The 21319-nt window shown below is 70.7% G+C and carries 20 protein-coding genes; 13 read left to right on the plus strand and 7 right to left on the minus strand.

The genetic code is table 11. From position 1 onward, the window contains the following. Positions 1 to 27 precede the first annotated feature (27 nt). Positions 28 to 888 (minus strand): helix-turn-helix domain-containing protein, encoded by an 861-nt coding sequence (locus ACIRF8_RS16315; RefSeq protein WP_404215250.1) that lies wholly within the window; start codon positions 886 to 888, stop codon positions 28 to 30. A gap of 156 nt (positions 889 to 1044) precedes the next feature. On the opposite strand from ACIRF8_RS16315, the gene ACIRF8_RS16320 reads away from it, so the two are divergent. Together ACIRF8_RS16320 and ACIRF8_RS16325 are read left to right on the plus strand one after the other, a co-directional pair. After that, positions 1045 to 1803: an SDR family oxidoreductase gene (locus ACIRF8_RS16320; RefSeq protein ID WP_404215252.1), complete on the plus strand. Its 759-nt coding sequence runs from the start codon at positions 1045 to 1047 to the stop codon at positions 1801 to 1803. A gap of 38 nt (positions 1804 to 1841) precedes the next feature. After that, positions 1842 to 2942: a winged helix DNA-binding domain-containing protein gene (locus ACIRF8_RS16325; RefSeq protein WP_404215254.1), complete on the plus strand. Its 1101-nt coding sequence runs from the start codon at positions 1842 to 1844 to the stop codon at positions 2940 to 2942. Positions 2943 to 2969: 27 nt separating this feature from the next. On the opposite strand, the gene ACIRF8_RS16330 is transcribed toward ACIRF8_RS16325, so the two are convergent. Then, positions 2970 to 3803 (minus strand): response regulator transcription factor, encoded by an 834-nt coding sequence (locus ACIRF8_RS16330; protein WP_404215911.1) that lies wholly within the window; start codon positions 3801 to 3803, stop codon positions 2970 to 2972. 112 nt (positions 3804 to 3915) lie between these two features. On the opposite strand from ACIRF8_RS16330, the gene ACIRF8_RS16335 reads away from it, so the two are divergent. Together ACIRF8_RS16335 and ACIRF8_RS16340 are read left to right on the plus strand one after the other, a co-directional pair. Then, positions 3916 to 5601, plus strand: coding sequence for an AMP-binding protein (locus tag ACIRF8_RS16335; RefSeq protein WP_404215256.1), 1686 nt, complete (start codon positions 3916 to 3918; stop codon positions 5599 to 5601). Then, entirely contained in the window at positions 5598 to 7220 is a 1623-nt protein-coding gene (locus tag ACIRF8_RS16340; RefSeq protein ID WP_404215258.1) for an AMP-binding protein, read from the plus strand. Before ACIRF8_RS16335 ends, ACIRF8_RS16340 begins: the two co-directional genes overlap by 4 nt. A gap of 18 nt (positions 7221 to 7238) precedes the next feature. On the opposite strand, the gene ACIRF8_RS16345 is transcribed toward ACIRF8_RS16340, so the two are convergent. After that, positions 7239 to 7745, minus strand: coding sequence for a GNAT family N-acetyltransferase (locus ACIRF8_RS16345; protein ID WP_404215260.1), 507 nt, complete (start codon positions 7743 to 7745; stop codon positions 7239 to 7241). 23 nt (positions 7746 to 7768) lie between these two features. Continuing rightward, positions 7769 to 8461 carry a hypothetical protein gene (locus tag ACIRF8_RS16350; protein WP_404215262.1) on the minus strand — a complete coding sequence of 231 codons (693 nt, stop codon included), beginning with the start codon at positions 8459 to 8461 and terminating at the stop codon, positions 7769 to 7771. Positions 8462 to 8663: 202 nt separating this feature from the next. Here ACIRF8_RS16350 and gcl point away from each other — a divergent pair, with 202 nt between their 5' ends. Continuing rightward, the gene (gcl, locus tag ACIRF8_RS16355; protein ID WP_404215264.1) at positions 8664 to 10451 is read left to right on the plus strand and encodes a glyoxylate carboligase; all 1788 of its coding nucleotides are present in this window, start codon (positions 8664 to 8666) and stop codon (positions 10449 to 10451) included. Positions 10452 to 10552: 101 nt separating this feature from the next. Then, a complete protein-coding gene (locus ACIRF8_RS16360) occupies positions 10553 to 11758 on the plus strand; it encodes a Shedu immune nuclease family protein (protein ID WP_404215266.1) in 1206 nt (401 codons plus the stop codon). Between the two features lie 371 nt (positions 11759 to 12129). Here ACIRF8_RS16360 and ACIRF8_RS16365 read toward each other — a convergent pair whose 3' ends face one another. The 3 genes from ACIRF8_RS16365 to ACIRF8_RS16375 all read right to left on the minus strand — a co-directional run bounded on the left by ACIRF8_RS16365 (position 12130) and on the right by ACIRF8_RS16375 (position 15545). Then, the gene (locus ACIRF8_RS16365; RefSeq protein ID WP_404215268.1) at positions 12130 to 13593 is read right to left on the minus strand and encodes a catalase; all 1464 of its coding nucleotides are present in this window, start codon (positions 13591 to 13593) and stop codon (positions 12130 to 12132) included. Between the two features lie 173 nt (positions 13594 to 13766). Continuing rightward, positions 13767 to 14654, minus strand: a complete 888-nt coding sequence (locus ACIRF8_RS16370) for a 2-hydroxy-3-oxopropionate reductase (RefSeq protein ID WP_404215270.1) — start codon at positions 14652 to 14654, stop codon at positions 13767 to 13769. A gap of 54 nt (positions 14655 to 14708) precedes the next feature. Next, complete coding sequence (locus ACIRF8_RS16375) at positions 14709 to 15545, minus strand: TIM barrel protein (protein WP_404215272.1); 837 nt, start codon at positions 15543 to 15545, stop codon at positions 14709 to 14711. Positions 15546 to 15680: 135 nt separating this feature from the next. On the opposite strand from ACIRF8_RS16375, the gene ACIRF8_RS16380 reads away from it, so the two are divergent. The 7 genes from ACIRF8_RS16380 to ACIRF8_RS16410 all read left to right on the plus strand — a co-directional run bounded on the left by ACIRF8_RS16380 (position 15681) and on the right by ACIRF8_RS16410 (position 21269). Continuing rightward, positions 15681 to 15935, plus strand: coding sequence for a hypothetical protein (locus ACIRF8_RS16380; RefSeq protein WP_404215274.1), 255 nt, complete (start codon positions 15681 to 15683; stop codon positions 15933 to 15935). Further along, complete coding sequence (locus tag ACIRF8_RS16385) at positions 15932 to 16303, plus strand: helix-turn-helix domain-containing protein (RefSeq protein ID WP_404215276.1); 372 nt, start codon at positions 15932 to 15934, stop codon at positions 16301 to 16303. The genes ACIRF8_RS16380 and ACIRF8_RS16385 overlap by 4 nt, the downstream gene beginning before the upstream one ends. A 150-nt stretch (positions 16304 to 16453) precedes the next feature. Beyond that, complete coding sequence (gene uraD, locus ACIRF8_RS16390; RefSeq protein WP_404215278.1) at positions 16454 to 16969, plus strand: 2-oxo-4-hydroxy-4-carboxy-5-ureidoimidazoline decarboxylase; 516 nt, start codon at positions 16454 to 16456, stop codon at positions 16967 to 16969. A 19-nt stretch (positions 16970 to 16988) separates the two neighbouring features. Continuing rightward, positions 16989 to 17387 carry a hydroxyisourate hydrolase gene (uraH, locus tag ACIRF8_RS16395; RefSeq protein WP_404215280.1) on the plus strand — a complete coding sequence of 133 codons (399 nt, stop codon included), beginning with the start codon at positions 16989 to 16991 and terminating at the stop codon, positions 17385 to 17387. A 5-nt stretch (positions 17388 to 17392) separates the two neighbouring features. Further along, positions 17393 to 18334, plus strand: coding sequence for a factor-independent urate hydroxylase (gene pucL / locus ACIRF8_RS16400; RefSeq protein ID WP_404215282.1), 942 nt, complete (start codon positions 17393 to 17395; stop codon positions 18332 to 18334). An 84-nt stretch (positions 18335 to 18418) separates the two neighbouring features. Next, positions 18419 to 19837, plus strand: a complete 1419-nt coding sequence (locus ACIRF8_RS16405; RefSeq protein ID WP_404215284.1) for a nucleobase:cation symporter-2 family protein — start codon at positions 18419 to 18421, stop codon at positions 19835 to 19837. A gap of 46 nt (positions 19838 to 19883) precedes the next feature. Next, a complete protein-coding gene (locus tag ACIRF8_RS16410; RefSeq protein ID WP_404215286.1) occupies positions 19884 to 21269 on the plus strand; it encodes an 8-oxoguanine deaminase in 1386 nt (461 codons plus the stop codon). Positions 21270 to 21319: the final 50 nt, after the last annotated feature.

Below are 21319 nucleotides of genomic sequence, written 5' to 3' on the forward strand. Positions count from 1 at the left end.
ATGGATCATCGGTATCCGGGGACCGGATCAGCCCTGATGGTCCGCCGGCCTGCCCTGCGCCGCGTCGTCGGACGCGGTCCCGTGGAGCGCGGCGAGGAGCCGCAGCTTCTCGTCGCTGTCGCTGTCCTTGTCGGGGTAGTAGACGACGAGGATCACGTCGTCGACGGGCAGCTTGTCCCGGTGCAGGCGCAGATCGCCGACGACGGGGTGGTGGACCGTGATCGTGCCCCCGTCGAGCGCCCGCACGTCGTGCCGGGCCCAAAGAGTACGGAACCGCCCGCTCGACAGGGCGAGTTCGCCGACCAGCTCCACGAACCGCGGGTCGTCGGTGTCGTCGCCGACCGTGGTGCGCAGTGCGGCGACGAAATCGGCGGTGGCCCGCTCCCAGTCCTGGTGGAACGCCTGTTCCTCGGGGTCGAGGAGGAGGGAGCGCAGCCGGTTCTCCCCGGGCCGCAGGCGCGGTGAGAGCGCCAGGGCCATGGGGTTCGAGGCCAGTACGTCGAAGGCGCGCCCTTCCACGAACGCGGGGATCTGGAGGTGGGCGAGCAGCTCGTGCACCCGCGCCGGCACGTGTTCGGGCCGCATGCGGCGCGGGGCCCTCGGCCGCGCGGCGGCGAGGCCCAGCAGATACGTCCGCTCCACGTCATCCAGGCCGAGGACGCGCGCGAGCGACGCGAGCACCTGCGACGACGGGTTCTTGTCCCGCCCCCGCTCCAGGCGCAGGTAGTAGTCGGGGCTGATGCCGGCGAGCAGCGCGACCTCCTCGCGGCGCAGGCCCGGCACCCGGCGCCTGCCACCGGACGGCAGCCCCGCCTGCGCGGGGGAGACCAGCTCGCGCCGGGCACGCAGGTAGCTGCCGAGCCGGTTGCCGGAAGCGTCATCCTTCATACGGACACCGTACGGCGGCGCGGGTGCCGTAGCGGGGGCCCTGGCAGGACCAGGGGAAACGGGGGCTCTGTCCGGCCCGGTGGAGGCGACCGAGACTGCGAGAGCGCTGTCCGCGACGGACAGGGCTCATCGACCCCGTATCGAAGGGCAGCTCTCATGGACCTCTCCCACCGCACCGTCCTCGTCGTCGGCGGGACCTCGGGCATCGGCCGGGAACTGGCGCGGCGGTTCGCCGCCGCGGGCAGCACCGTGGCCGTCGGTGGCCGCAACCCGAAGGCGCTCGCGGAACTCGCCGACGAAGGCGTCAGCACGTACGAGATCGACGTGACCGACACCGCCTCCGTCACCGCCGCCCGGGACGCCGTCCTCACCCACCACCCCGACCTGGACACCGTGGTGACCATGTCGGGCGTCATGCACCTGGAGGACCTGCGCGACCCCGCGCACTTCGCGTCGGCGGCGACGACCATCGACACCAACCTGCTCGGCACCATCCGGGTCATCGACGCCTTCACCCCGCACCTGATCGGGCGGGGCGCCGGCACCTTCGTCACCGTCACGTCGGGCATCGCCTTCCTGCCGTTCCCGCCCATGCCCAGCTATGCCGCCTCGAAGGCCGCGGTGCACGCCTACTCCGAGGCGCTGCGCGCGCAGCTCGACGGCACCGGTGTCGGCGTCGTCGAACTCGTCCCCCCGGCCGTCGCCTCGGCGGGCCAGGAGAAGGTGAACCCGCACGCACTGCCCCTCGAAGACTTCGCCACCGAGGTCATGAGCCTGCTCGCACAGAGCCCCACCCCGCACGAGATCCTTGTCGAGGGCGTCCGCATGCACCGCTGGGCCGAACGCGACGGCACCTACGCCGACCTCGTCGCGCAGCGCTCCCGGGCCCTCGCCATGCTCCCCGGTCGCCGTTGAGGACAGCGCCTGGCCTGGATCCCCGCTACCGTCCCCCCATGACGACGAAGCCGATGACCGCACGCGCCCTGGGCCGCGCCACCCTGGAGCGGCAACTGCTGCTGCGGCGCAGCTCCATGACCGCAGAACAGGCCGTCGCCCATCTCGTCGGCCTCCAGGCGCAGGAGGTCCGGCCGCCCTACCTCGCGCTCGCCGCCCGCCTCGACGGCTTCACGCCCGCCGCCCTCTCGGCCGCGCTGGAGGAGCGGCGCGTCGTCCGCATCGTCACCCTGCGGTCCACGATCCACCTGCACACCGCCGAGGACGCCATGGTGGTGCGCCCGCTCGTCCAGGCCGCCCGCGAGCGGGAGGTGCGGATGTTCCGCAAGGGGCTGACGGGGGTGGAGCTGGAGCGGCTCGCCGAGCTGACGCGGGCGTACGTCGAGGAGGAGCCGCGCACGCCCGGGCAGCTCAGGGCACTGCTCCTGAAGGAGTGGCCGGACGCCGACCCGCAGGCCCTCACCATCGCCGCCCGCTGCTCCCTGCCCCTCGTCCAGGTCACCCCGCGCGGGCTGTGGCGCCAGAGCGGCGGCGTGCGGCTGACCACGGCCGAGCACTGGCTGGGGCGGCGGACCCGGCCGGCGCCCGCCCCCGACGACACCGTCCTGCGCCACCTCCGTGCCTTCGGGCCCGCTTCCGTGAAGGACTTCCAGCAGTGGTCCGGGCTGACCCGCACCAAGGACGCATTCGAGCGGCTGCGCCCCCGGCTCGTGACGTTCCGCGACGAGCACGGCGTCGAGCTGTTCGACCTGCCCGACGCGCCGCGGCCCGACGAGGACACGCCCGCGCCGCCCCGCCTGCTCGCCGAGTTCGACAACCTGCTCCTGTCGCACGCCGACCGTACCCGGGTGATCCGCGAGACGGACCGGGGCCGCAACTGGCGGGTGAACACCGCCTACCTGACGTTCCTCGTCGACGGGATGCTCGCCGGGCTGTGGACGCTCACCGAAACCCCGGCGGGCACCGCCCTCACCCTCGAACCCTTCGGCCCCCTCACCCGCGCCCAGCGCGAGGAACTGGTCGCCGAGGCCGAACTGACCGCCGCCGTGCTGGAGGCTCCCGGACCGGTCACCGTGGGTTTCGGCACCGTACGGACGTGAGCCCCGGGCCGGGCCCCGGTCGGGGCCCTACGGCAGCAGCCCCGCCCGCCGCGCCGCCACCACCGCCTCACCCCGTGTGTGCGCCCCCAGCTTCCGCATGGCGGCGCGCAGATACCCCTTGACGGTCTCGGGCCGCAGCCCGAGCCGTTCGGCCGCCGCCGCGTTCGTCGCGCCGGCCGCCACGCACACGAGGACATCCACCTCACGCGGCGCGAGCACCGGCGCGGCCTCCCTGACCGGCGGCGCCGAAGCGGACGCCAACCGCCCGCACACCGCGAGCAGTTCGCTCCGCAGCGCCGGGTCCACGATCTTCGGGGCGAGCGCCCGCAGGGCCCCGTGCGCCTCGCGGACCTCCTCCCACGCCCCGGCGCCCCCACCCACCGGGACGTTCGCCGCCGCCAGCAGCGTCCGCGCCTCGTCCCGCACCACCAACGCCTGCTCCACGTCGCGGGCCGCCGCCAGGGCCGCGTCCAGCGCCCGGTCACCCAGCGGCTGGGCCGAGCGCAGTGCCCCGTAGAGCACGCCGCGCACCCGGCGGCGTACGACCACGGGCACCGCGAGGACCGAGCGCAGGCCCTCCGCCCCGACAGCGGCGTCGTACTCGTGGCTGATGTGGCGTGAGCCCTGGTAGTCGGTGACGGCGCACGCCCTGGCGAGACTGAGGGCCTTGCCGCCCAGGCCGCTGCCCGCCGACACGGCGAGACCGCGCAGCGCGTTCGTCGCCGCGCCGCTCAGCTCGGCGATCCGCACCTGGCCCGCGCTCGGCGTGAGCCCGCCGAACGCCACGGGCAGCCCCGTGCCCCGGCGCAGCCGCACCAGCGCCGCGCGCACCTCGACCGCCTCCGCGACTTCCGCGCCCACCTTGATCACCTCGTCGTGCTCCTTCACCCCCGTTCGGGGGTGGTGAGACCCGCGTCACGCCGTACACGATGGCAGACACGGTTCCGCCGGACCAGGAGTGCAAGGAGCGCACATGACGACGCCGCAAAGCCCCACAGAGCAGTTCCGCACGGCCCGTGACTTCCTGCTGCGGCACGCCCAGGACTACGAGGCGGCGTACGAGGGGTTCGCCTGGCCCCGCCCGGACCGGTTCAACTGGGCCCTCGACTGGTTCGACGTCATCGCCGACGGCAACGGGCGGACCGCCCTGCACATCGTCGAGGAGGACGGCGACGAGGCCCGCTTCTCCTTCGACACGCTGCGCCGCCGCTCGAACCAGGTCGCAGGCTGGCTCCGCGCCCAGGGGGTGCGGCCCGGCGACCGCGTCCTGCTGATGCTCGGCAACCAGGTCGAGCTGTGGGAGGTGATGCTCGCCGCGATGAAGCTGCGCGCCGTCGTCATCCCCGCGACGCCGCTGCTCGGCCCCGCCGACCTCACCGACCGTGTCGAGCGCGGCCGTGCCCGGCACGTCGTCGTCCGGCCCGAGGACGTCGCCAAGTTCGCCGAGGTGCCGGGGGAGTACGGCCGGATCGTCGTCGGGGCGGGGGCGCCGGTCCAGGGGTGGCTCTCCTACGAGGACGCCGCCGACGCGCCGGACACCTTCGAGCCCGACGGGGTCACCCTCGCCGACGACCCGCTGCTGCTGTATTTCACCTCCGGCACGACGGCCCGCCCCAAGCTCGTCGAGCACACCCATGTCTCCTACCCGGTGGGCCACTTGGCGACGATGTTCTGGATCGGGCTTCGCCCCGGCGACGTCCATCTGAACATCTCCTCACCAGGCTGGGCGAAGCACGCCTGGTCGAACTTCTTCGCGCCGTGGAACGCGGAGGCGACCGTCTTCCTCCACAACTACACACGCTTCGACGCGGGCAAGCTGCTCGCGGCCATGGACCGCGCGGGCGTCACCTCGTTCTGCGCGCCGCCCACCGTGTGGCGCATGCTCATCCAGGCGGACCTCACCCAACTGGTCACCCCGCCAAGGGAAGTGGTCGCCGCCGGTGAACCGCTCAACCCCGAGGTCATCGAACAGGTCAAACGCGCCTGGGGCATCACCATCCGGGACGGCTTCGGACAGACCGAGACGGCCGTCCAGGTCTCCAACAGCCCCGGCCAGCCCCTCAAGCCGGGCTCCATGGGCCGCCCGAGCCCCGGCTACCAGGTGGAGCTCCTGGACCCCGTCACCGGCGAACCCGGCGCGGACGAGGGGGAGATCGCCCTCGACCTGGCCGCGCGCCCGGTCGGTCTGATAGCCGGCTACCACGGCGACCCGGAGCGTACGGCGGAGGCGATGGCGGGCGGCTACTACCGCACCGGCGACATCGGATCCCGCGACGCCGACGGCTACCTGACGTACGTGGGGCGCAGCGACGACGTCTTCAAGGCCAGCGACTACAAGATCAGCCCCTTCGAGCTGGAGAGCGCCCTCCTCGAACACGAGGCCGTCGCCGAGGCCGCGGTCGTGCCCGCGCCCGACACGCTCCGCCTCTCCGTGCCGAAGGCGTACATCGTGCTCGCCGAGGGCTTCGAGCCCGGCGCGGACACCGCCAAGCTCCTCTTCGAGCACTCCCGCGCGGTCCTCGCCCCGTACAAGCGGCTGCGCCGCATCGAGTTCGCCGAGCTGCCCAAGACCGTCTCGGGCAAGATCCGCCGCATCGAGCTGCGGGAGCGCACCGCGCAGGGCTCGACCGCCGAGTACCGCGAGGAGGACTTCCGGTGACCGGGACCGACACCGCACTCTCCTACACGCACGGCACCAGCACCGCACCCCTCCTCGGCGACACCATCGGCGACAACCTCCGCCGGGCCGTCGAGACATGGCCGGACCGGGACGCCCTCGTCGACGTGGCGAGCGGGCGCCGCTGGACCTACGCCGAACTGGGCTCGGCGGTCGAGGAGTTGGCGCTCGGGCTGCTCGCCTCGGGCGTCGGCAAGGGCGACCGCGTCGGCATCTGGGCGGTGAACTGCCCCGAGTGGGTCCTCGTCCAGTACGCCACCGCCCGGATCGGCGCGATCATGGTCAACATCAACCCGGCGTACCGGGCACACGAGTTGGCGTACGCGCTCCGCCAGTCCGGGGTCTCCGTGCTGATCTCGTCCCCCGGCCACAAGGGCACCGACTATCGCGCGCTCGTCCGCCAAGTGAGCGGGCAATGCCCCCGGTTGCGGGAGCGGGTCTTCATCGGTGAGCAGAGCTGGGACGCCCTCCTCGCCTCCGCGTCACGCGTGGAGCCACGGCAACTGGCGGACCGAGAAGCCGAGTTGTCGTGCGACGACCCGGTCAACATCCAGTACACCTCCGGCACCACCGGCTTCCCGAAGGGCGCCACGCTCTCCCACCACAACATCCTCAACAACGGTTTCTGGGTCGGCGCGACGGTCGGTTACAGCGAGCACGACCGGATCTGCGTGCCCGTCCCGTTCTACCACTGCTTCGGGATGGTCATGGGAAATCTGGCCGCCACCTCCCACGGTGCCTGCATCGTCATTCCCGCCCCCTCCTTCGAACCGGCCGCGACCCTGCGGGCCGTCCAGCAGGAGCGCTGCACGTCGCTGTACGGCGTGCCGACAATGTTCATCGCCGAGCTGAACCTGCCGGACTTCGCCTCCTACGACCTGTCGTCGCTGCGCACCGGCATCATGGCGGGCTCCCCGTGCCCCGCCGAGGTGATGAAGCGGGTCGTCGCCGAGATGCACATGGCCGAGGTGTCCATCTGCTACGGCATGACCGAGACGTCCCCCGTCTCCCTCCAGACCCGCCGCGACGACGACCTGGAGCGCCGCACCGGCACCGTGGGGCGCGCCCTGCCGCACATCGAGGTCAAGGTCGTCGACCCGGTCACCGGGGTCACCCTGCCGCGCGGTGAGCCGGGCGAGCTGTGCACCCGCGGCTACAGCGTGATGCTCGGCTACTGGGGCGAGTTCGAGCGGACCGCGGAGGTGATCGACGCCGGGCGCTGGATGCACACGGGGGACCTCGCGGTGCTGCGTGAGGACGGCTACGCGCAGATCGTCGGCCGCATCAAGGACATGATCATCCGCGGCGGCGAGAACATCTACCCGCGCGAGATCGAGGAGTTCCTGTACGGGCACCCGGCGATCGCCGATGTGCAGGTGGTCGGCGTGCCGCACGAGAAGTACGGCGAGGAGGTGCTGGCCTGTGTGATCCTGCGGGACCCGGCCGAGGGGCTCACCCTCGACGAACTGCGCGCCTTCTGCCGCGACCGGCTCGCCCACTACAAGGTGCCGACCCGGCTGCGCGTCCTCGACGCGTTCCCCATGACGGTGAGCGGAAAGGTCCGCAAGGTCGAACTGCGGGAGGGGTACGGGGAGGTGTAGCGGGGGAGCACCCGCTCGTCACAGCTCCCGGCGCATGCAGACCCTCGGCCACCGGTCGAGCCCACTCTCCGCCTCCGCCGCCCGGATCTCCCGGAGGCCCGGGGTGAGCGCGGTGTCGGCGAGCCGGGAGAAGCCGAGCCGTTCGTAGTAGGGGGCGTTCCACGGGACCTCGGCGAAGGTGGTCAGCGTGAGCCCGGAGAGCCCGAGGTCCCGCGCGCGGTCGGCGGCGCGGGCGATCAGGGCGCGGCCCACGCCGCGCCGGGCGGCGGCCGGGTCCACGGTGACCTGTTCGATGTGGAAGGCGCGGTCGACGACGCGGCCGATGAGATACGCGAGGACCGGCCCGTCGTCCGCCGCCGCGATCCAGGCGTTCCCGGCGCGCCGGTAGCGCTCCAGCTCCGCCAGGGCGGGCGGCTCGTCGTCGGCGACGGCGTCCATGCCGAGCGGGCGGAAGGCGGCGCCCGCCGCGACCTCGATCTCCTGGAGGCGGGGCAGTTCGGCCGCGGTGGCGCTGCGAAGGATCATGGGGCCAGTATCGCGGCGCCGGGTCAGGCGCCGCCCGCGATCAGTTCGTCCGCCGGGCTGTTGACCGGCTGCGGCACCCCGGCGAGGTCGAGGACGAACAGGGGGACGCCCAGTTCGTCCGCCCGGGTGCGGGCCGCGTCCGCGTACCCGGCGAGGGAGAAGAAGACGGAGGACGCCGACTCCGCCATCGACTGGAGCCACAGGCACTCCACGTCGCGGACCGTCGCGGGCCGCACCGACGGCTCGATCTGCGCGACGACACCCTGCGCGGCGAGGCCGATGCCGGACGAGGGCCGCTGGTCGGCGCGGCGCACGTCCCGGTAGCCGAGCCAGCGCAGGTACAGGGCGGCGGCGGTCACCGCGTCGCGCGCCGTGCGGATGGCGACCGGCTGGAACGCGGGCCGCGGCGTGGGCGCCGTGCGGGGCAGCGGAATGTGGGAGGGCGTGGGCGCCCGGTCGCTCTGGACGGGCACGCGCAGCAGGGTGCCGCAGTGACAGCCCAGTTCGGGCCGGGGCCAGCGGTCGCGGCGGCCGCACATGGGGCAGCGCAGGGTGACCCAGTCGTCGGCCCAGGTGCGGTCGCTGACCGGCTCGGCATCGGCGCCGCGCAGCAGCGGGGGAGCGACGGGGGCGCCGCACGCGCAGGGCAGCACCGCGGGTACGTACAGATGCTCGCGCAGGCAGGACGGACACCGTACGCGCAGTGGCTCGGCCATGGCACACCCCCTCGGGCCCCGCGGATTCCGTTTGTCGTGCGTCTCATCATCCACCTTGACGGCCTCCGAGACCCCCCTCTACATTGCTTCCATATAGCAGAACTAAGTTTCCACAATACGGAAACACGGTCCGTCACATCGAAGCCAGAGCTCGCCGCGGGGCGCGACGGGAGCTCAGTCACAGCAGAAGTCGGGAGCACTCATGGCTCGAATGACCGCCGCCCGCGCGGCCGTGGAGATCCTCAAGCGCGAGGGTGTCAGCAACGCGTTCGGCGTGCCCGGTGCCGCCATCAACCCCTTCTACAAGGAGCTCAAGGAGAGCGGTGGCATCGACCACACGCTCGCCCGCCACGTCGAGGGCGCCTCGCACATGGCCGAGGGCTACACCCGGGCGAACCCGGGCAACATCGGTGTCTGCATCGGCACGTCGGGACCGGCCGGCACCGACATGATCACCGGCCTGTACTCCGCCATCGGCGACTCGATCCCGATTCTGTGCATCACGGGCCAGGCGCCGAGCCACCTGCTGCACAAGGAGGACTTCCAGGCCGTCGACATCGCCTCCATCGCCAAGCCGGTGGCCAAGATGGCCGTCACCGTCCTGGAGGCCGCCCAGGTCCCCGGCGTCTTCCAGCAGGCATTCCACTTGATGCGCTCGGGCCGTCCCGGACCGGTCCTCATCGACCTGCCGATCGACGTGCAGCAGACCGAGATCGAGTTCGACCCGGAGACGTACGAGCCGCTGCCGGTCTACAAGCCGGCCGCGACCCGCGCCCAGATCGAGAAGGCGCTCGGTCTCCTCCTGGCGTCGGAGCGGCCGCTGATCGTCGCGGGCGGCGGCATCATCAACGCGGACGCGAGCGACCTGCTCGTCGAGTTCGCCGAGATCACCAACACCCCTGTGGTCCCTACGCTGATGGGCTGGGGCACCATCCCCGACGACCACGAGCTGAACGCGGGCATGGTCGGCCAGCAGACCGGCCACCGCTACGGCAACGCCACGTTCCTGGCGTCGGACTTCGTCCTCGGCCTCGGCAACCGCTGGGCCAACCGCCACACCGGCTACAAGCTGGACGTGTACCGCGGCGAGCGGAAGTTCGTGCACGTCGACATCGAGCCGACCCAGATCGGCAAGATCTTCGCCCCGGACTACGGGATCACCTCCGACGCCAAGGCCGCCCTCGAACTCTTCGTCGAGGTCGCGCGCGAACTCAAGGCCGCGGGCAAGCTCCCCGACCGCTCCGCCTGGGTCGCCTCCCACCTGGAGCGCAAGGAGACCCTCCAGCGCCGTACGCACTTCGACGACATCCCCATGAAGCCGCAGCGCGTCTACGAGGAGATGAACAAGGCGTTCGGCAAGGACACGCGGTACGTGACGACGATCGGCCTGTCGCAGATCGCCGGCGCCCAGATGCTGCACGTCTACAAGCCGCGGCACTGGATCAACTGCGGTCAGGCGGGCCCGCTCGGCTGGACCATCCCGGCCGCGCTCGGTGTCGCCAAGGCCGACCCGGACACGCAGGTCGTGGCCCTGTCCGGCGACTACGACTTCCAGTTCATGATCGAGGAGCTGGCGGTCGGCGCGCAGCACCGCATTCCCTACGTCCACGTCCTGGTGAACAACGCCTACCTGGGCCTGATCCGCCAGGCCCAGATCGGCTTGGACATCAACTTCCAGGTCAACCTGGAGTTCGAGAACCAGAACAGCCCGGAGCTGGGCGTCTACGGCGTCGACCACGTCAAGGTCGCCGAGGGCCTGGGCTGCAAGGCGATCCGGGTCACCGACCCGAACGAGCTGGGCGAGGCCCTGGAGCGCGCCAAGAAGCTCGCCCAGGACCACCGGGTCCCGGTCGTCGTCGAGGCGATCCTGGAGCGCATCACCAACATCTCGATGAGCCCGACGGCCGACATCAGCGCGGTCAAGGAGTTCGAGGAGCTGGCGACGGAGCCCGGCCATGCGCCGACGGCGATCCGCCCGCTGAAGGTCTGATCCGGGTATCGTCCGACCGCCTCGGGGCGGCCCATCCGCTGGGATGGGCCGCCCTTCGGCGTTCACGGGGAATGTCAGTGCCGCGCTGCACAATGCGGCGCATGCGGACACGAGTGGACATGACGCTGGAGTGGCAGCTTCGCAAGGTCCGGGAATCCATCGCCGACGAGGAAGTGCGGGCGGCCGTGTCCGCCGTGACGGCGCACATGCACAGCGGGCGCAGTGGCAAGCGCAGAGGCGGCAAGGAGATGCTCCGCTTACTGACCGTGGCCCGCGAGGCAGCGGCCTGCAAGGGGGAGTGGGAGGTGGTGCGACAGCTCCACGACTCCCTCGCCTACGCCGAAGGGCGCATCATCCGGCGCGAATTCGAGGAGCGGTACCGGATCTTCCAGGAAGGGGCGCGCCATGAACGCAGCCGTGACTTCTTCGCGAGTTCGATGGTGGCCATGCACCAGTGGATGGTGTCCGCCGCCGAGGAGTTCATGAGAGAGCGCCCCGACGCCACCGCCGGGGACGTGGTCGAGCACTTTCGGAGTCAGGGCGAGGACGCCCGGTACCTCCAGGCCCCGGACGATCGCCCGGGGCGCTACGTCATCCCGCGCGGCATGGCGGAGACCTCGCTCTGGCTGGAGCGCGTGCTGCGCGGTGACCGCATCGACATCGAGGACCCCGCCGGAGCGGCGAAGAAGATCGCGACCTCGCCGGAAGCGCTGGCGCTGCTCGCGGCGGACGAGAAGGGGCTGCTGCTCCTGCAGGCTGCTGAGTTGCGGCGGCGTGCCGCCGACCTGAAGGCCCTGCGCGAGGTGGTCGAGGACCCGACGGCATCGGAGCACGACCTGCAGAAGGCCCTCCAGGGTCAGCCATGGATCTTCGGAGGCCGTTACGTGGGAGAGGCCGCACAGCGGCGGCTGGTCGCCGGGGACGAGGTCGACATACCGCTGATCCGCGGCGACGGTTCCCTGCACATCGTGGAGTTGAAGCGTGCGATGAGCCTGGAGAAACCGATCGTCAAGAGGTACCGCAAGGGATGGGTGCCGACGGCAGTGGTGCATGACGCCGTGGGCCAAGCGGTCAACTACCTCGTGGGCCTGGACGAGAACCGAGGCCGTCTGCACGAGGAGTTGGGCATCGAGACCCGCAGGGCGAGTGCCATCGTCCTGATCGGCCACCCCGACCTGCAGCAGGACGTGCCGGAAGCCGAGATCAGTGAGGCGCTGCGTACGTTCAACACGCACGTGGCTCGCGTCGAGGTCCTCACCTACAAGGAGCTCTTGGACAACGCGGAGCGATCCATCGCCGGCGGCTGAGCGCACGGAGGAGGGCCGAGTGCGGGACCGTCCGCACCCGGCCCTCCGGCCGTGAGGATCTCCGTGTTGCCGTCCGACGGCGCGCGACTGGCGAGACATGCATGCGCGCCGCCGGACGGAGTCCGTTGCCCGGAAAGGGAGTTGCCCGGGACCGCGATGGCTGGGGCGACAGCTCCCCGGCCGCCCTCCCTCAGGTCGAAAGGGGGGCCGGGGGGCCTTCACCACCGCACTGGCTCGCACCAGCCGCCGCGGTCCCGGCGCAGTCTCCCGCGACCTCCCGTGCGGCCACCCCTCATCCGGGTCGCACAGGAAGCGCGGGCTCGCGCGTACGGAGCCGACCTCCCGTCGGGCTCCGTACGCCGTCTGTGGGATCAGTCCTCGCGCAGCGCGCGGACCGCTTCCTCGACGCGCTTGCCGTAGTCCTGGTCGGCGGCGTGGAAGTGGGCGACGGCCTTCTCCACGATGTCGTCGCGGGAGACCTGGGAGAGGCCGCCGGCGATGTTGGCGACGAGGCGCTGCTTCTCGTCCTCGGACATCAGGCGGTACAACTCGCCCGCCTGGAAGAAGTCGTCGTCCTTGGTGTGGGCCGGGGCCTCGTGCGTGCCCGTGTGGCCCGAGACGGCGAGCGGCGCGGCGAGCGGGCGGCCCGTCTCGACCGGCCCGTCGAAGGAGTTCGGCTCGTAGTTCTTGCGGGCGCGGCCGTAGGTGTTGGTGGCCATGAGACCGTCGCGGCCGTAGTTGTCGGCCCCGCCCTCGACGCCCTTCGGCGCGTTCACCGCGAGCTGCGTGTGGTTGACGCCCAGGCGGTAGCGGTGGGCGTCCGCGTAGGCGAAGAGGCGGCCCTGGAGCATCTTGTCCGGCGAGGGGCCGATGCCGGGCACGAAGTTGTTCGGGGAGAAGGCGGCCTGCTCGACCTCGGCGAACACGTTGTCCGGGTTGCGGTCGAGGACCATGCGGCCCACCCGCTGGAGCGGGTAGTCCGCGTGCGGCCACACCTTGGTGAGGTCGAAGGGGTTGAAGCGGTACTCCGCCGCCTCGGCCGCCGGCATGATCTGCACGTACAGCGTCCAGGACGGGTTCACGCCGCGCTCGATGGCCTGGAGCAGGTCCGTCTGGTGGGAGTTGGGGTCCTTGCCCGCCAGCTCCTGGGCCTGCTCGGTGGAGAGGCAGCGGATGCCCTGGTTGGTCTTGAAGTGGTACTTCACGAAGAAGGCCTCGCCCGCCTCGTTCGTCCACTGGTAGGTGTGCGAGCCGAAGCCGTTCATGTGCCGGTACGAGGCCGGGATGCCGCGGTCGCCCATCAGCCAGGTCACCTGGTGCGTGACCTCGGGGGAGTGCGCCCAGAAGTCCCAGACGTTCTCCGGCTCCTGCTTGCCCGTGAACGGGTCGCGCTTCTGGGAGTGGATGAAGTCGGGGAACTTCAGCGGGTCCTTGATGAAGAACACCGGGGTGTTGTTGCCGACGAGGTCGTAGTTGCCCTCCTCGGTGTAGAACTTCACGGCGAAACCGCGCGGGTCGCGCACGGCGTCGGCGCCACCGAGGTTGTCGGCCACGGTCGAGAAACGCGTGAACAGCTCGGTGCGCTTGCCGACGGTGTCGAGGAAGGCGGCGCGGGTGAAGCCGGTGACGTCGTCGGTCACCTCGAAGTAGCCGTAGGCGCCGGAACCCCGGGCGTGCACCACGCGCTCCGGGATGCGCTCACGGTTGAAACGGGCGAGCTTCTCCAGGAGGTGCTGGTCCTGGAGCAGGATCGGGCCACCGACGCCGGCGGTAGCGGAGTTCTGGTTGTCGGCGACGGGGGCGCCGGACTCGGTCGTAAGCACGCGCTTCGACATCGTGACCTTCCGTGCTGTGACTGCTGAGGTGCTCGGAGCGTAAGGACCGCTGAACAGCCGCGTCAACAGTTTGTTGAAGTTGGTGATGTGGTTCCGGGCCGCGGCGGCGCCTGGGCGCGACAGGACAGGTGTCAGCGCCGCCACGGCCCGGAAGTCTGGGTGGCCGGGGAGGCTCAGCTCCCCGAGAGGCGCTCGACGGAGCGCAGCAGCGCGGAGTGGTCGAGGCCGCCGTCGCCCTGGGCGCGCAGCGAGGCGACGAGCTGGGCGACCACGGCGCCGACCGGCAGGGCCGCGCCGACGTTGCGGGCGGCGTCGGTGACGATGCCCATGTCCTTGTGGTGCAGGTCGATGCGGAAGCCCGGCTTGAAGTCCCGGTTGAGGAAGTTGTCCTTCTTGCGGGTCAGCACGGTGGAGCCGGCGAGCCCGCCGTTGAGGACGTCGAGCGCGGCGTTCAGGTCCACACCGGACTTCTCCAGGAAGACCACGGCCTCGGCGCACGCCTGGATGTTCACCGCGACGATCAACTGGTTGGCGGCCTTCACGGTCTGGCCCGAGCCGTGCGGACCGCACAGCACGATGGTCTTGCCGAGCGCCTCGAGGAGCGGCTTGGCCTCGTCGAAGTCGGCCTGCTCACCGCCGACCATGATGGACAGGACGGCCTCGATCGCACCGGCCTCACCACCGGAGACGGGGGCGTCCAGGACGCGGATGCCCTTGTCCGCGGCGGCCTTCGCCAGGTCGACGGAGGTCTGCGGCGTGATCGACGACATGTCGACGAGCAGCGCCCCGGACCTCGCGTTCTCCAGGATGCCGTCGGGGCCGTAGGCGATCGCCTCGACCTGCGGGGAGGCGGGGACCATCGTCACGATCACGTCGGCGTCCTTGACGGCCTCGGCGATGGACGTGGCGGCCGTGCCACCGGCGGCGGCCAGGCGGTCCAGCTTGTCCTGCTCCAGGGTGAAACCCGTGACGTCGTAACCGGCCTTGACCAGGTTCTCCGACATGGGGGAGCCCATGATGCCGAGCCCGATCCACGCGACCCTGGGAAGGTTGTTGCTCATGAGGGTGACTCCAAAAGCGTTGGTACGTCTACGAATTGAGCGGCTGTCAGATGCTCAGGCCGCGCGGTGCGCGTGCGGCAGCCAGCCGAAGGACTCGGCGCTCGGGGCGTCGCCCGGCTTGTACTCCAGGCCCACGTAGCCCTCGTAGCCGGCCTTCCTGAGCCGGTCGAGCAGCTCCTCCAGGGGTAGCGAGCCGGTGCCGGGGGCGCCGCGGCCCGGGTTGTCGGCGATCTGCACGTGCGCCGTCCTGTCGGCGTAGGCGTCGATGACGGCCGGCAGGTCCTCGCCGTTCATGGACAGGTGGTACAGATCCATGAGGAACTTGGCGTTGTCGAGGCCGGTCGCCGCGTTCACCTTGTCGACGATCTCGACGGCCTTCGGGGCGCTGACGATCGGGCACTTCGGCGACTCGGGCGCGTTCAGTGCCTCGATGAGCAGGACGGCGCCGATCCGGTCGGCGGCGCGGGCCGCCAGGACCAGGTTCTCCAGCGCGAGTTCGTCCTGGACGGCCGGGTCGACGCCGTCGACGCGGTTGCCGTACAGCGCGTTGAGCGCCTTGCAGCCGAGGGAGGCGGCGAAGTCCGCCGCGACGTCGATGTTCGCGCGGAACTTCTCGCTCTCCTCGCCGGGGATCGACAGGGCGCCCCGGTCCGGGCCCGGGAGCTGCCCCGCGTAGAAGTTCAGGCCGGTCAGTTGGGTGCCCGCGTCCTTGAGCGCGTCCCGCAGGGCGTCGAGCTCGGACTGTTCGGGGATGGGGGCGTCGACCCAGGGCCACCACAGCTCGACCGCGGTGAAGCCCGCCGCGGCGGCGGCCGCGGGGCGCTCCAGGAGCGGGAGTTCCGTGAAGAGGATCGACAGGTTGACGTTGAAGCGCTGGTCTGCGAATCCCATGGGGTCTGGCGCTCCCTTCCGTATCGTATTCCGTATTGCGGAAGTTTGTTTCTGCTTGATGGAAGGTTGCCTGGGCGCCCCGGGGGCTGTCAAGAGGGGCCGCCGGAAAAGGCGGATCGGCGTTAGGTTGAGCCCGTGCGATTGAGAGTGGAGTTCACGACCGAACCCTTCGACCTGGACGAGGCGCCGCCGCACGCGGTCGTCGCCCGCGAGGTCGTGCAGGGGGCCGACCTGGACGCGGTCGACGTGGGGCCGTTCGGCAACACCGCGGAGGGGGACGCCGACCGCGTGCTCACCGCGGTCGACACCCTGCTGCGCCAAGCCCTGGCGGCGGGCGCCACCCGCGTCTCGCTCCAGGTCAACCTGATCGACGGGGAGGGTGATAAGTGACCGGTCTCGGGGACGACGAGCCTTTCGTCCGGGCGGTCAAGCCGCTCGTGGACGCGATGGGGGCCGAGATGCTGCCGCCGCACCAGGCGGCCAAGGACGACATCGTGCTGAGCTGGGAGGGCGCGGAGGTCGTCGCCGTGCGGCTGCCGCAGCTCGCCGACTCCCTGGACCATCTGCTGGCCGCCATGGAGCGCAAGGAGGGCAAGCCCCTCGCCGAGCTCGACCGCAAGGCGAAGCAGGAGGCCGTCCGACTCCTGGAGGCCCGCGGCGCGTTCTCCGTGCGCCACGGCGTGGAGACCGTGGCCGGGGCGCTCGGCGTCTCCCGATTCACCGTGTACAACTACCTGAACCGCGAAAAACCGTCCTGACCTGGGGCGATCTCCTGACCCTCCGCACCGCCGTCCGGATATCGGGCGGCGGTTTTTGTCACCCCAAGTTTTCAACAAAGTGTTGACGCGATGTTTCCGAGGGCGTTAGCTATCCGCAGCCCGTCCAGCACAAGGCCACGGAGGCATCCCGTGACTTCAGGATCGACAGCCACTCATCGGGGGCTCACCCGGTTCAACACCTCGGACGAGAGCGCGGCCCTGGCCGAACTCCACGAGGTGTGCGCGTCATCGGCGTGGGGGAGCAAGCTGGTCGCCCAGCGCCCCTTCGCCACCGCCGAGTCCCTCTTCGAGGCCAGTGACGCCGCGATGGCCGAACTGACCGCCGAGGACCTCGCCGAGGCGATGGCCGGCCACCCGCCGATCGGCCGTCCGAAGCCCGGTGACCCGACCTCCTCGCGCGAACAGCGCGGGATGGCGGGCGCCTCCGAGGAGCTCAAGGCGGAGATGCTCGAACAGAACCTGGCCTACCAGGAGCGGTTCGGGCACGTTTTCCTCATCTGCGCCACCGGGGCTAGCGCGGAGCAGATGCTCGATGCGCTCAGGTCGCGGATCGGCAACACGCCCGAACAGGAGCGGGAGATCGTCCGCACCGAACTGGGCAAGATCAACCGGATCCGCCTGACCCGCCTCGCAGAAGACTCGTAGAAGAAGGGGACAACGCCTGATGAGCACCGACACGACCGCGTCGGTGTCCACGCACATCCTGGACACCAGCATCGGACGCCCCGCCGAGGGCGTCGCCATCTCCCTTGCGGCGCGCGCCGGTTCGGACGCCGCCTGGGTGGCGCTCGGCGGTTCGGCCACCGACGCGGACGGGCGCTGCAAGGACCTGCCGGCCCTGCCGCAGGGCACCACCCACGTCCGCCTCGACTTCGAGACCGAGACGTACTTCGACACAAAGCAAGCCGATGCGCAGCAGGACGCCCCCGCGAATCGGGACAGCGGCGCGAGGGCAGCGTTCTTCCCGGAGGTGGCGATCACGTTCGCCGTCACGCCGGGCGAGCACTACCACGTACCGCTGCTGCTCAACCCGTTCGGCTACTCCGTTTACCGAGGGAGCTAGCAGACATGCCCACGATTCTGGGTCAGAACCAGTACGGCAAGGCGGAGAACCGCGTTGTCAAGATCACGCGGGACGGCGACACCCACCACATCAAGGACCTGAACGTCTCGGTCGCCCTCAGCGGTGACCTCGACGACGTCCACTACAACGGGTCGAACGCCCACTGCCTGCCGACGGACACCACGAAGAACACCTGCTTCGCGTTCGCCAAGGAATACGGCATCGACTCGGCCGAGCAGTACGGCATCCACCTCGCGCGGCACTTCGTCGACAGCCAGCCCTCCATCCACCGGGCCCGCATCCGCATCGAGGAGTACTCCTGGGAGCGCATAGCCGGCTCCGACGCGGGCTCCAACTTCATCGGCGCCGACGAGGTGCAGCACTCCTTCGTCCGCAAGGGCCAGGAGACGCGCCTCGCCCAGATCACCTACTCCGCCGAAGAGGGCGGGAGGTTCGAGGTCCTGTCCGGGCTCAAGGACCTGACCGTGATGAACACCACGAACTCCGAGTTCTGGGGCTACATCAAGGACAAGTACACGACGCTCAAGGAGGACTACGACCGCATCCTCGCCACGTCGCTGTCCTCCTGGTGGCGGCACACCTGGACCAGCGACGAGCAGCGCATGCCGCAGTGGGAGAAGTCCTACGAGCAGGCCAAGAAGCACATCCTCCAGGCCTTCGTCGAGACGTACTCGCTCTCGCTCCAGCAGACGCTGTACCAGATGGGTTCGCGCGTCATCAACAACCGCAGCGAGATCGACGAGATCCGCTTCTCCGCGCCGAACAAGCACCACTTCCGCCAGGACCTGTCGCCCTTCGGCCTGGACAACGAGGCGAAGGACGGCGCCGTGTACCTCGCCGCCGACCGCCCCTACGGCCTGATCGAGGCCACCATCCTGCGGGACGGCGCCGAGCAGCGCATCCCGGTCGACATGACCAACCTCTGACGCCTCTAGGCGTACTCGGACGCGCAAGCGCACCCCCGTCCACCCCGGTCGGCGGGGGTGCGCCGCACCGGAGGGAACATCGCAATGGCAGTGCAAGGAAAGGGGCCGGCTGAGGCCGAGGGCCCGTGTTCTGAATCTTCCGGCTCACCGGAGAGCGCCGGCGCGGTGCACCCGGTGGACGAAAAGCTCCACGTCTCGCGGCTCGTCCCCGCCGCGCTCCAGCACATCGCCGCCATGTACGCGGGCGTCGTCACCCCTCCCCTCATCATCGGCCAGGCCGTCCATCTGGACACCGCGGGCCGCACCCGGCTGATCGCCGCGTCCCTGCTCATCGCGGGCGTGGCCACCCTGCTCCAGACCCTGGGTGTGAAGGGCTTCGTCGGTAACCGGCTGCCCTTCGTCAACGCCGCCTCCTCGGCCGGTATCGCACCGATGCTCGCCATCGCCGAGACCAACGCGCAAGGAGACCAACTCCCCGCCATCTACGGGGCGGTGATGGTCGCGGGCGTCTTCTGCCTCGCGATCGGCCCGTTCTTCGGGCGCCTCCTGCGCTTCTTCCCGCCGCTCGTCACCGGCGTCGTCATCACCCTCATCGGCGTGACCCTGATGCCCGTGCCCGTCGGCTGGGCGCAGGGCGGCGACGCGACCGCCGCCGACTACGGCGACATGCGCTTCCTCGCCCTCGCCGGATTCACCCTCGTCGTCATCCTGCTGATCCAGCGCTTCGGCAGAGGCTTCGTCAAGCAAGTCGCCCTGCTGTTCGGCCTGTTGGTCGGCACGCTGGCCGCGATCCCGTTCGGCATGGCCGACTTCAGCGCGCTCGGCTCCGCGCCGGTCGCCGCGCTCCCGACGCCGTTCGCCTTCGGCGCCCCGCACTTCCAGCCCGCCGCGATCGTCTCGCTCTGCCTGGTCATGCTCGTCCTCATGACCGAGTCCTCGGCCGGCATGCTGGCCATCGGCGAGATCTGCGAGCGCGAGACCTCGGGCCGCACCATCACCCGCGGCCTGCGCACCGACGGCATCGCCACCTTCCTCGGCCCGGTCTTCGGCGGCTTCCCGACCTCCGCGTTCGCCCAGAACGTCGGCGTCGTCTCGCTGACCAAAGTACGCAGCCGGTACGTGGTCGCCGTGGCGGGCGGGGCCCTGCTGATCCTCGGCGTCTTCCCGATGCTCGGCGCGGTCGTCTCCCTGGTGCCCATGCCGGTCCTCGGCGGGGCGGGCATCGTCCTGTTCGGCTCCATCGCCGTCAGCGGCATCCGCACGCTCTCCGAGGCGGGCCTTGAGGACAGCTCCAACATCATCCTCGTGGCCGTCTCGCTCGGCGCGGGCATCATCCCGCTCGCCGCCCCGACCTTCTACGCCGACTTCCCGGCCTGGGCGCAGACGGTCCTGGGCTCCGGCATCAGCGCCGGCGCGCTCGTCGCCGTGTCGCTGAACCTGTTCTTCCACCATCTCGGCACCCGCGGCAGCGCCAACGCCGCCGCGGCACTCAAATCCACCTAGGGTCCTGCCGTGCCCCAACCGCCACTCAGGAAATGAAGGAAGCACCATGGCACCTTCTTCGGCAGACCGCATCGTCATCGAGAACGTCGCCATCGCGACGGTCGACGCCACCGACACCGAGTACGCCTCGGGGTACATCGTCGTGGCGGGCAACAAGATCGAGTCCATCGGCGCCGGCAAGGCCCCGGAGAACCTGGAGAACGTGGTCCGCCGCGTCGACGGCACCGGTCACCTCGCCACGCCCGGCCTGGTCAACACCCACCACCACTTCTACCAGTGGATCACCCGCGGCCTCGCCACGGACCACAACCTGTTCAACTGGCTGACGGCCCTGTACCCCACGTGGGCACGGATCGACGAGCAGATGACGTACGCGGCGGCGCAGGGCTCGCTCGCCATGATGGCCCGCGGCGGCGTCACCACCGCCATGGACCACCACTACGTGTTCCCGCAAGGGTCGGGCGACCTCTCCGGGTCGATCATCCGCGCCGCCTCCGAGATGGGCGTGCGCTTCACCCTGGCCCGCGGCTCCATGGACCGCAGCGAGAAGGACGGCGGACTGCCCCCGGACTTCGCCGTCGAGACCCTCGAAGGCGCCCTCGCCGCGACCGAGGAGACGGTGAGGAAGCACCACGACGCCTCCTTCGACGCGATGACCCAGGTGGCGGTCGCCCCCTGTTCACCGTTCTCGGTGTCGACCGAACTCCTCAAGCAGGGAGCCGAGTTGGCCCGCCGCCTGGGTGTGCGCCTGCACACCCACGGCAGCGAGACGGTCGAGGAGGGGAAGTTCTGCCACGAACTGTTCGGCATGGGCCCGACCGACTACTTCGAGTCGACGGGCTGGCTCGGCGAGGACGTGTGGATGGCGCACAGCGTCCACATGAACGACTCCGACATCGCCGCCTTCGGCCGTACGAAGACCGGTGTGGCGCACTGCCCGTCCTCCAACGCCCGTCTGGCGGCGGGGATCGCCCGCGTCCCCGACATGCTCGCGGCCGGTGTCCCGGTCGGCCTCGGCGTCGACGGCACCGCCTCCAACGAGTCGGGCGAACTCCACACCGAACTGCGCAACGCCCTGCTCATCAACCGTCTCGGCGCGCACCGCGAGGCCGCCCTGACCGCGCGTCAGGCGCTGCGCCTCGGCACGTACGGCGGCGCCCAGGTCCTCGGCCGCGCGACCCAGATCGGGTCGCTGGAGGCCGGCAAGCTCGCCGACCTGGTCCTGTGGAAGCTGGACACCCTGGCCCACAGCTCCATCGCCGACCCGGTGACCGCGCTCGTCCTCGGCGCCGCCGCCCCGGTCACCCTCTCCCTCGTCAACGGCGCGCCGGTCGTGGAGAACAGCCGCCTGCTGCACGTCGACGAGGACGCCATCGCCCGCTCCACGCGGGACGAGGCACAGCGCCTCGCGCGCATCGCCGCGCAGGCGTGATCACGTAGCACCTCAGAACTCCGGCCGGGGAGGACGGTCCCCGGCCGGAC

It is taken from the genome of Streptomyces sp. NPDC102406, assembly GCF_044765725.1.
Taxonomy (GTDB): domain Bacteria; phylum Actinomycetota; class Actinomycetes; order Streptomycetales; family Streptomycetaceae; genus Streptomyces.

Bases quoted from the DNA above. Each gene is read 5' to 3' on its own strand.
- ACIRF8_RS16315 (WP_404215250.1), bottom strand. From the start codon at position 888: ATGAAGGATGACGCTTCCGGCAACCGGCTCGGCAGCTACCTGCGTGCC.
- ACIRF8_RS16320 (WP_404215252.1), top strand. From the start codon at position 1,045: ATGGACCTCTCCCACCGCACCGTCCTCGTCGTCGGCGGGACCTCGGGC.
- ACIRF8_RS16325 (WP_404215254.1), top strand. From the start codon at position 1,842: ATGACGACGAAGCCGATGACCGCACGCGCCCTGGGCCGCGCCACCCTG.
- ACIRF8_RS16335 (WP_404215256.1), top strand. From the start codon at position 3,916: ATGACGACGCCGCAAAGCCCCACAGAGCAGTTCCGCACGGCCCGTGAC.
- ACIRF8_RS16345 (WP_404215260.1), bottom strand. From the start codon at position 7,745: ATGATCCTTCGCAGCGCCACCGCGGCCGAACTGCCCCGCCTCCAGGAG.
- ACIRF8_RS16350 (WP_404215262.1), bottom strand. From the start codon at position 8,461: ATGGCCGAGCCACTGCGCGTACGGTGTCCGTCCTGCCTGCGCGAGCAT.
- gcl (WP_404215264.1), top strand. From the start codon at position 8,664: ATGGCTCGAATGACCGCCGCCCGCGCGGCCGTGGAGATCCTCAAGCGC.
- ACIRF8_RS16360 (WP_404215266.1), top strand. From the start codon at position 10,553: ATGCGGACACGAGTGGACATGACGCTGGAGTGGCAGCTTCGCAAGGTC.
- ACIRF8_RS16365 (WP_404215268.1), bottom strand. From the start codon at position 13,593: ATGTCGAAGCGCGTGCTTACGACCGAGTCCGGCGCCCCCGTCGCCGAC.
- ACIRF8_RS16370 (WP_404215270.1), bottom strand. From the start codon at position 14,654: ATGAGCAACAACCTTCCCAGGGTCGCGTGGATCGGGCTCGGCATCATG.
- ACIRF8_RS16375 (WP_404215272.1), bottom strand. From the start codon at position 15,545: ATGGGATTCGCAGACCAGCGCTTCAACGTCAACCTGTCGATCCTCTTC.
- uraH (WP_404215280.1), top strand. From the start codon at position 16,989: ATGAGCACCGACACGACCGCGTCGGTGTCCACGCACATCCTGGACACC.
- pucL (WP_404215282.1), top strand. From the start codon at position 17,393: ATGCCCACGATTCTGGGTCAGAACCAGTACGGCAAGGCGGAGAACCGC.
- ACIRF8_RS16405 (WP_404215284.1), top strand. From the start codon at position 18,419: ATGGCAGTGCAAGGAAAGGGGCCGGCTGAGGCCGAGGGCCCGTGTTCT.
- ACIRF8_RS16410 (WP_404215286.1), top strand. From the start codon at position 19,884: ATGGCACCTTCTTCGGCAGACCGCATCGTCATCGAGAACGTCGCCATC.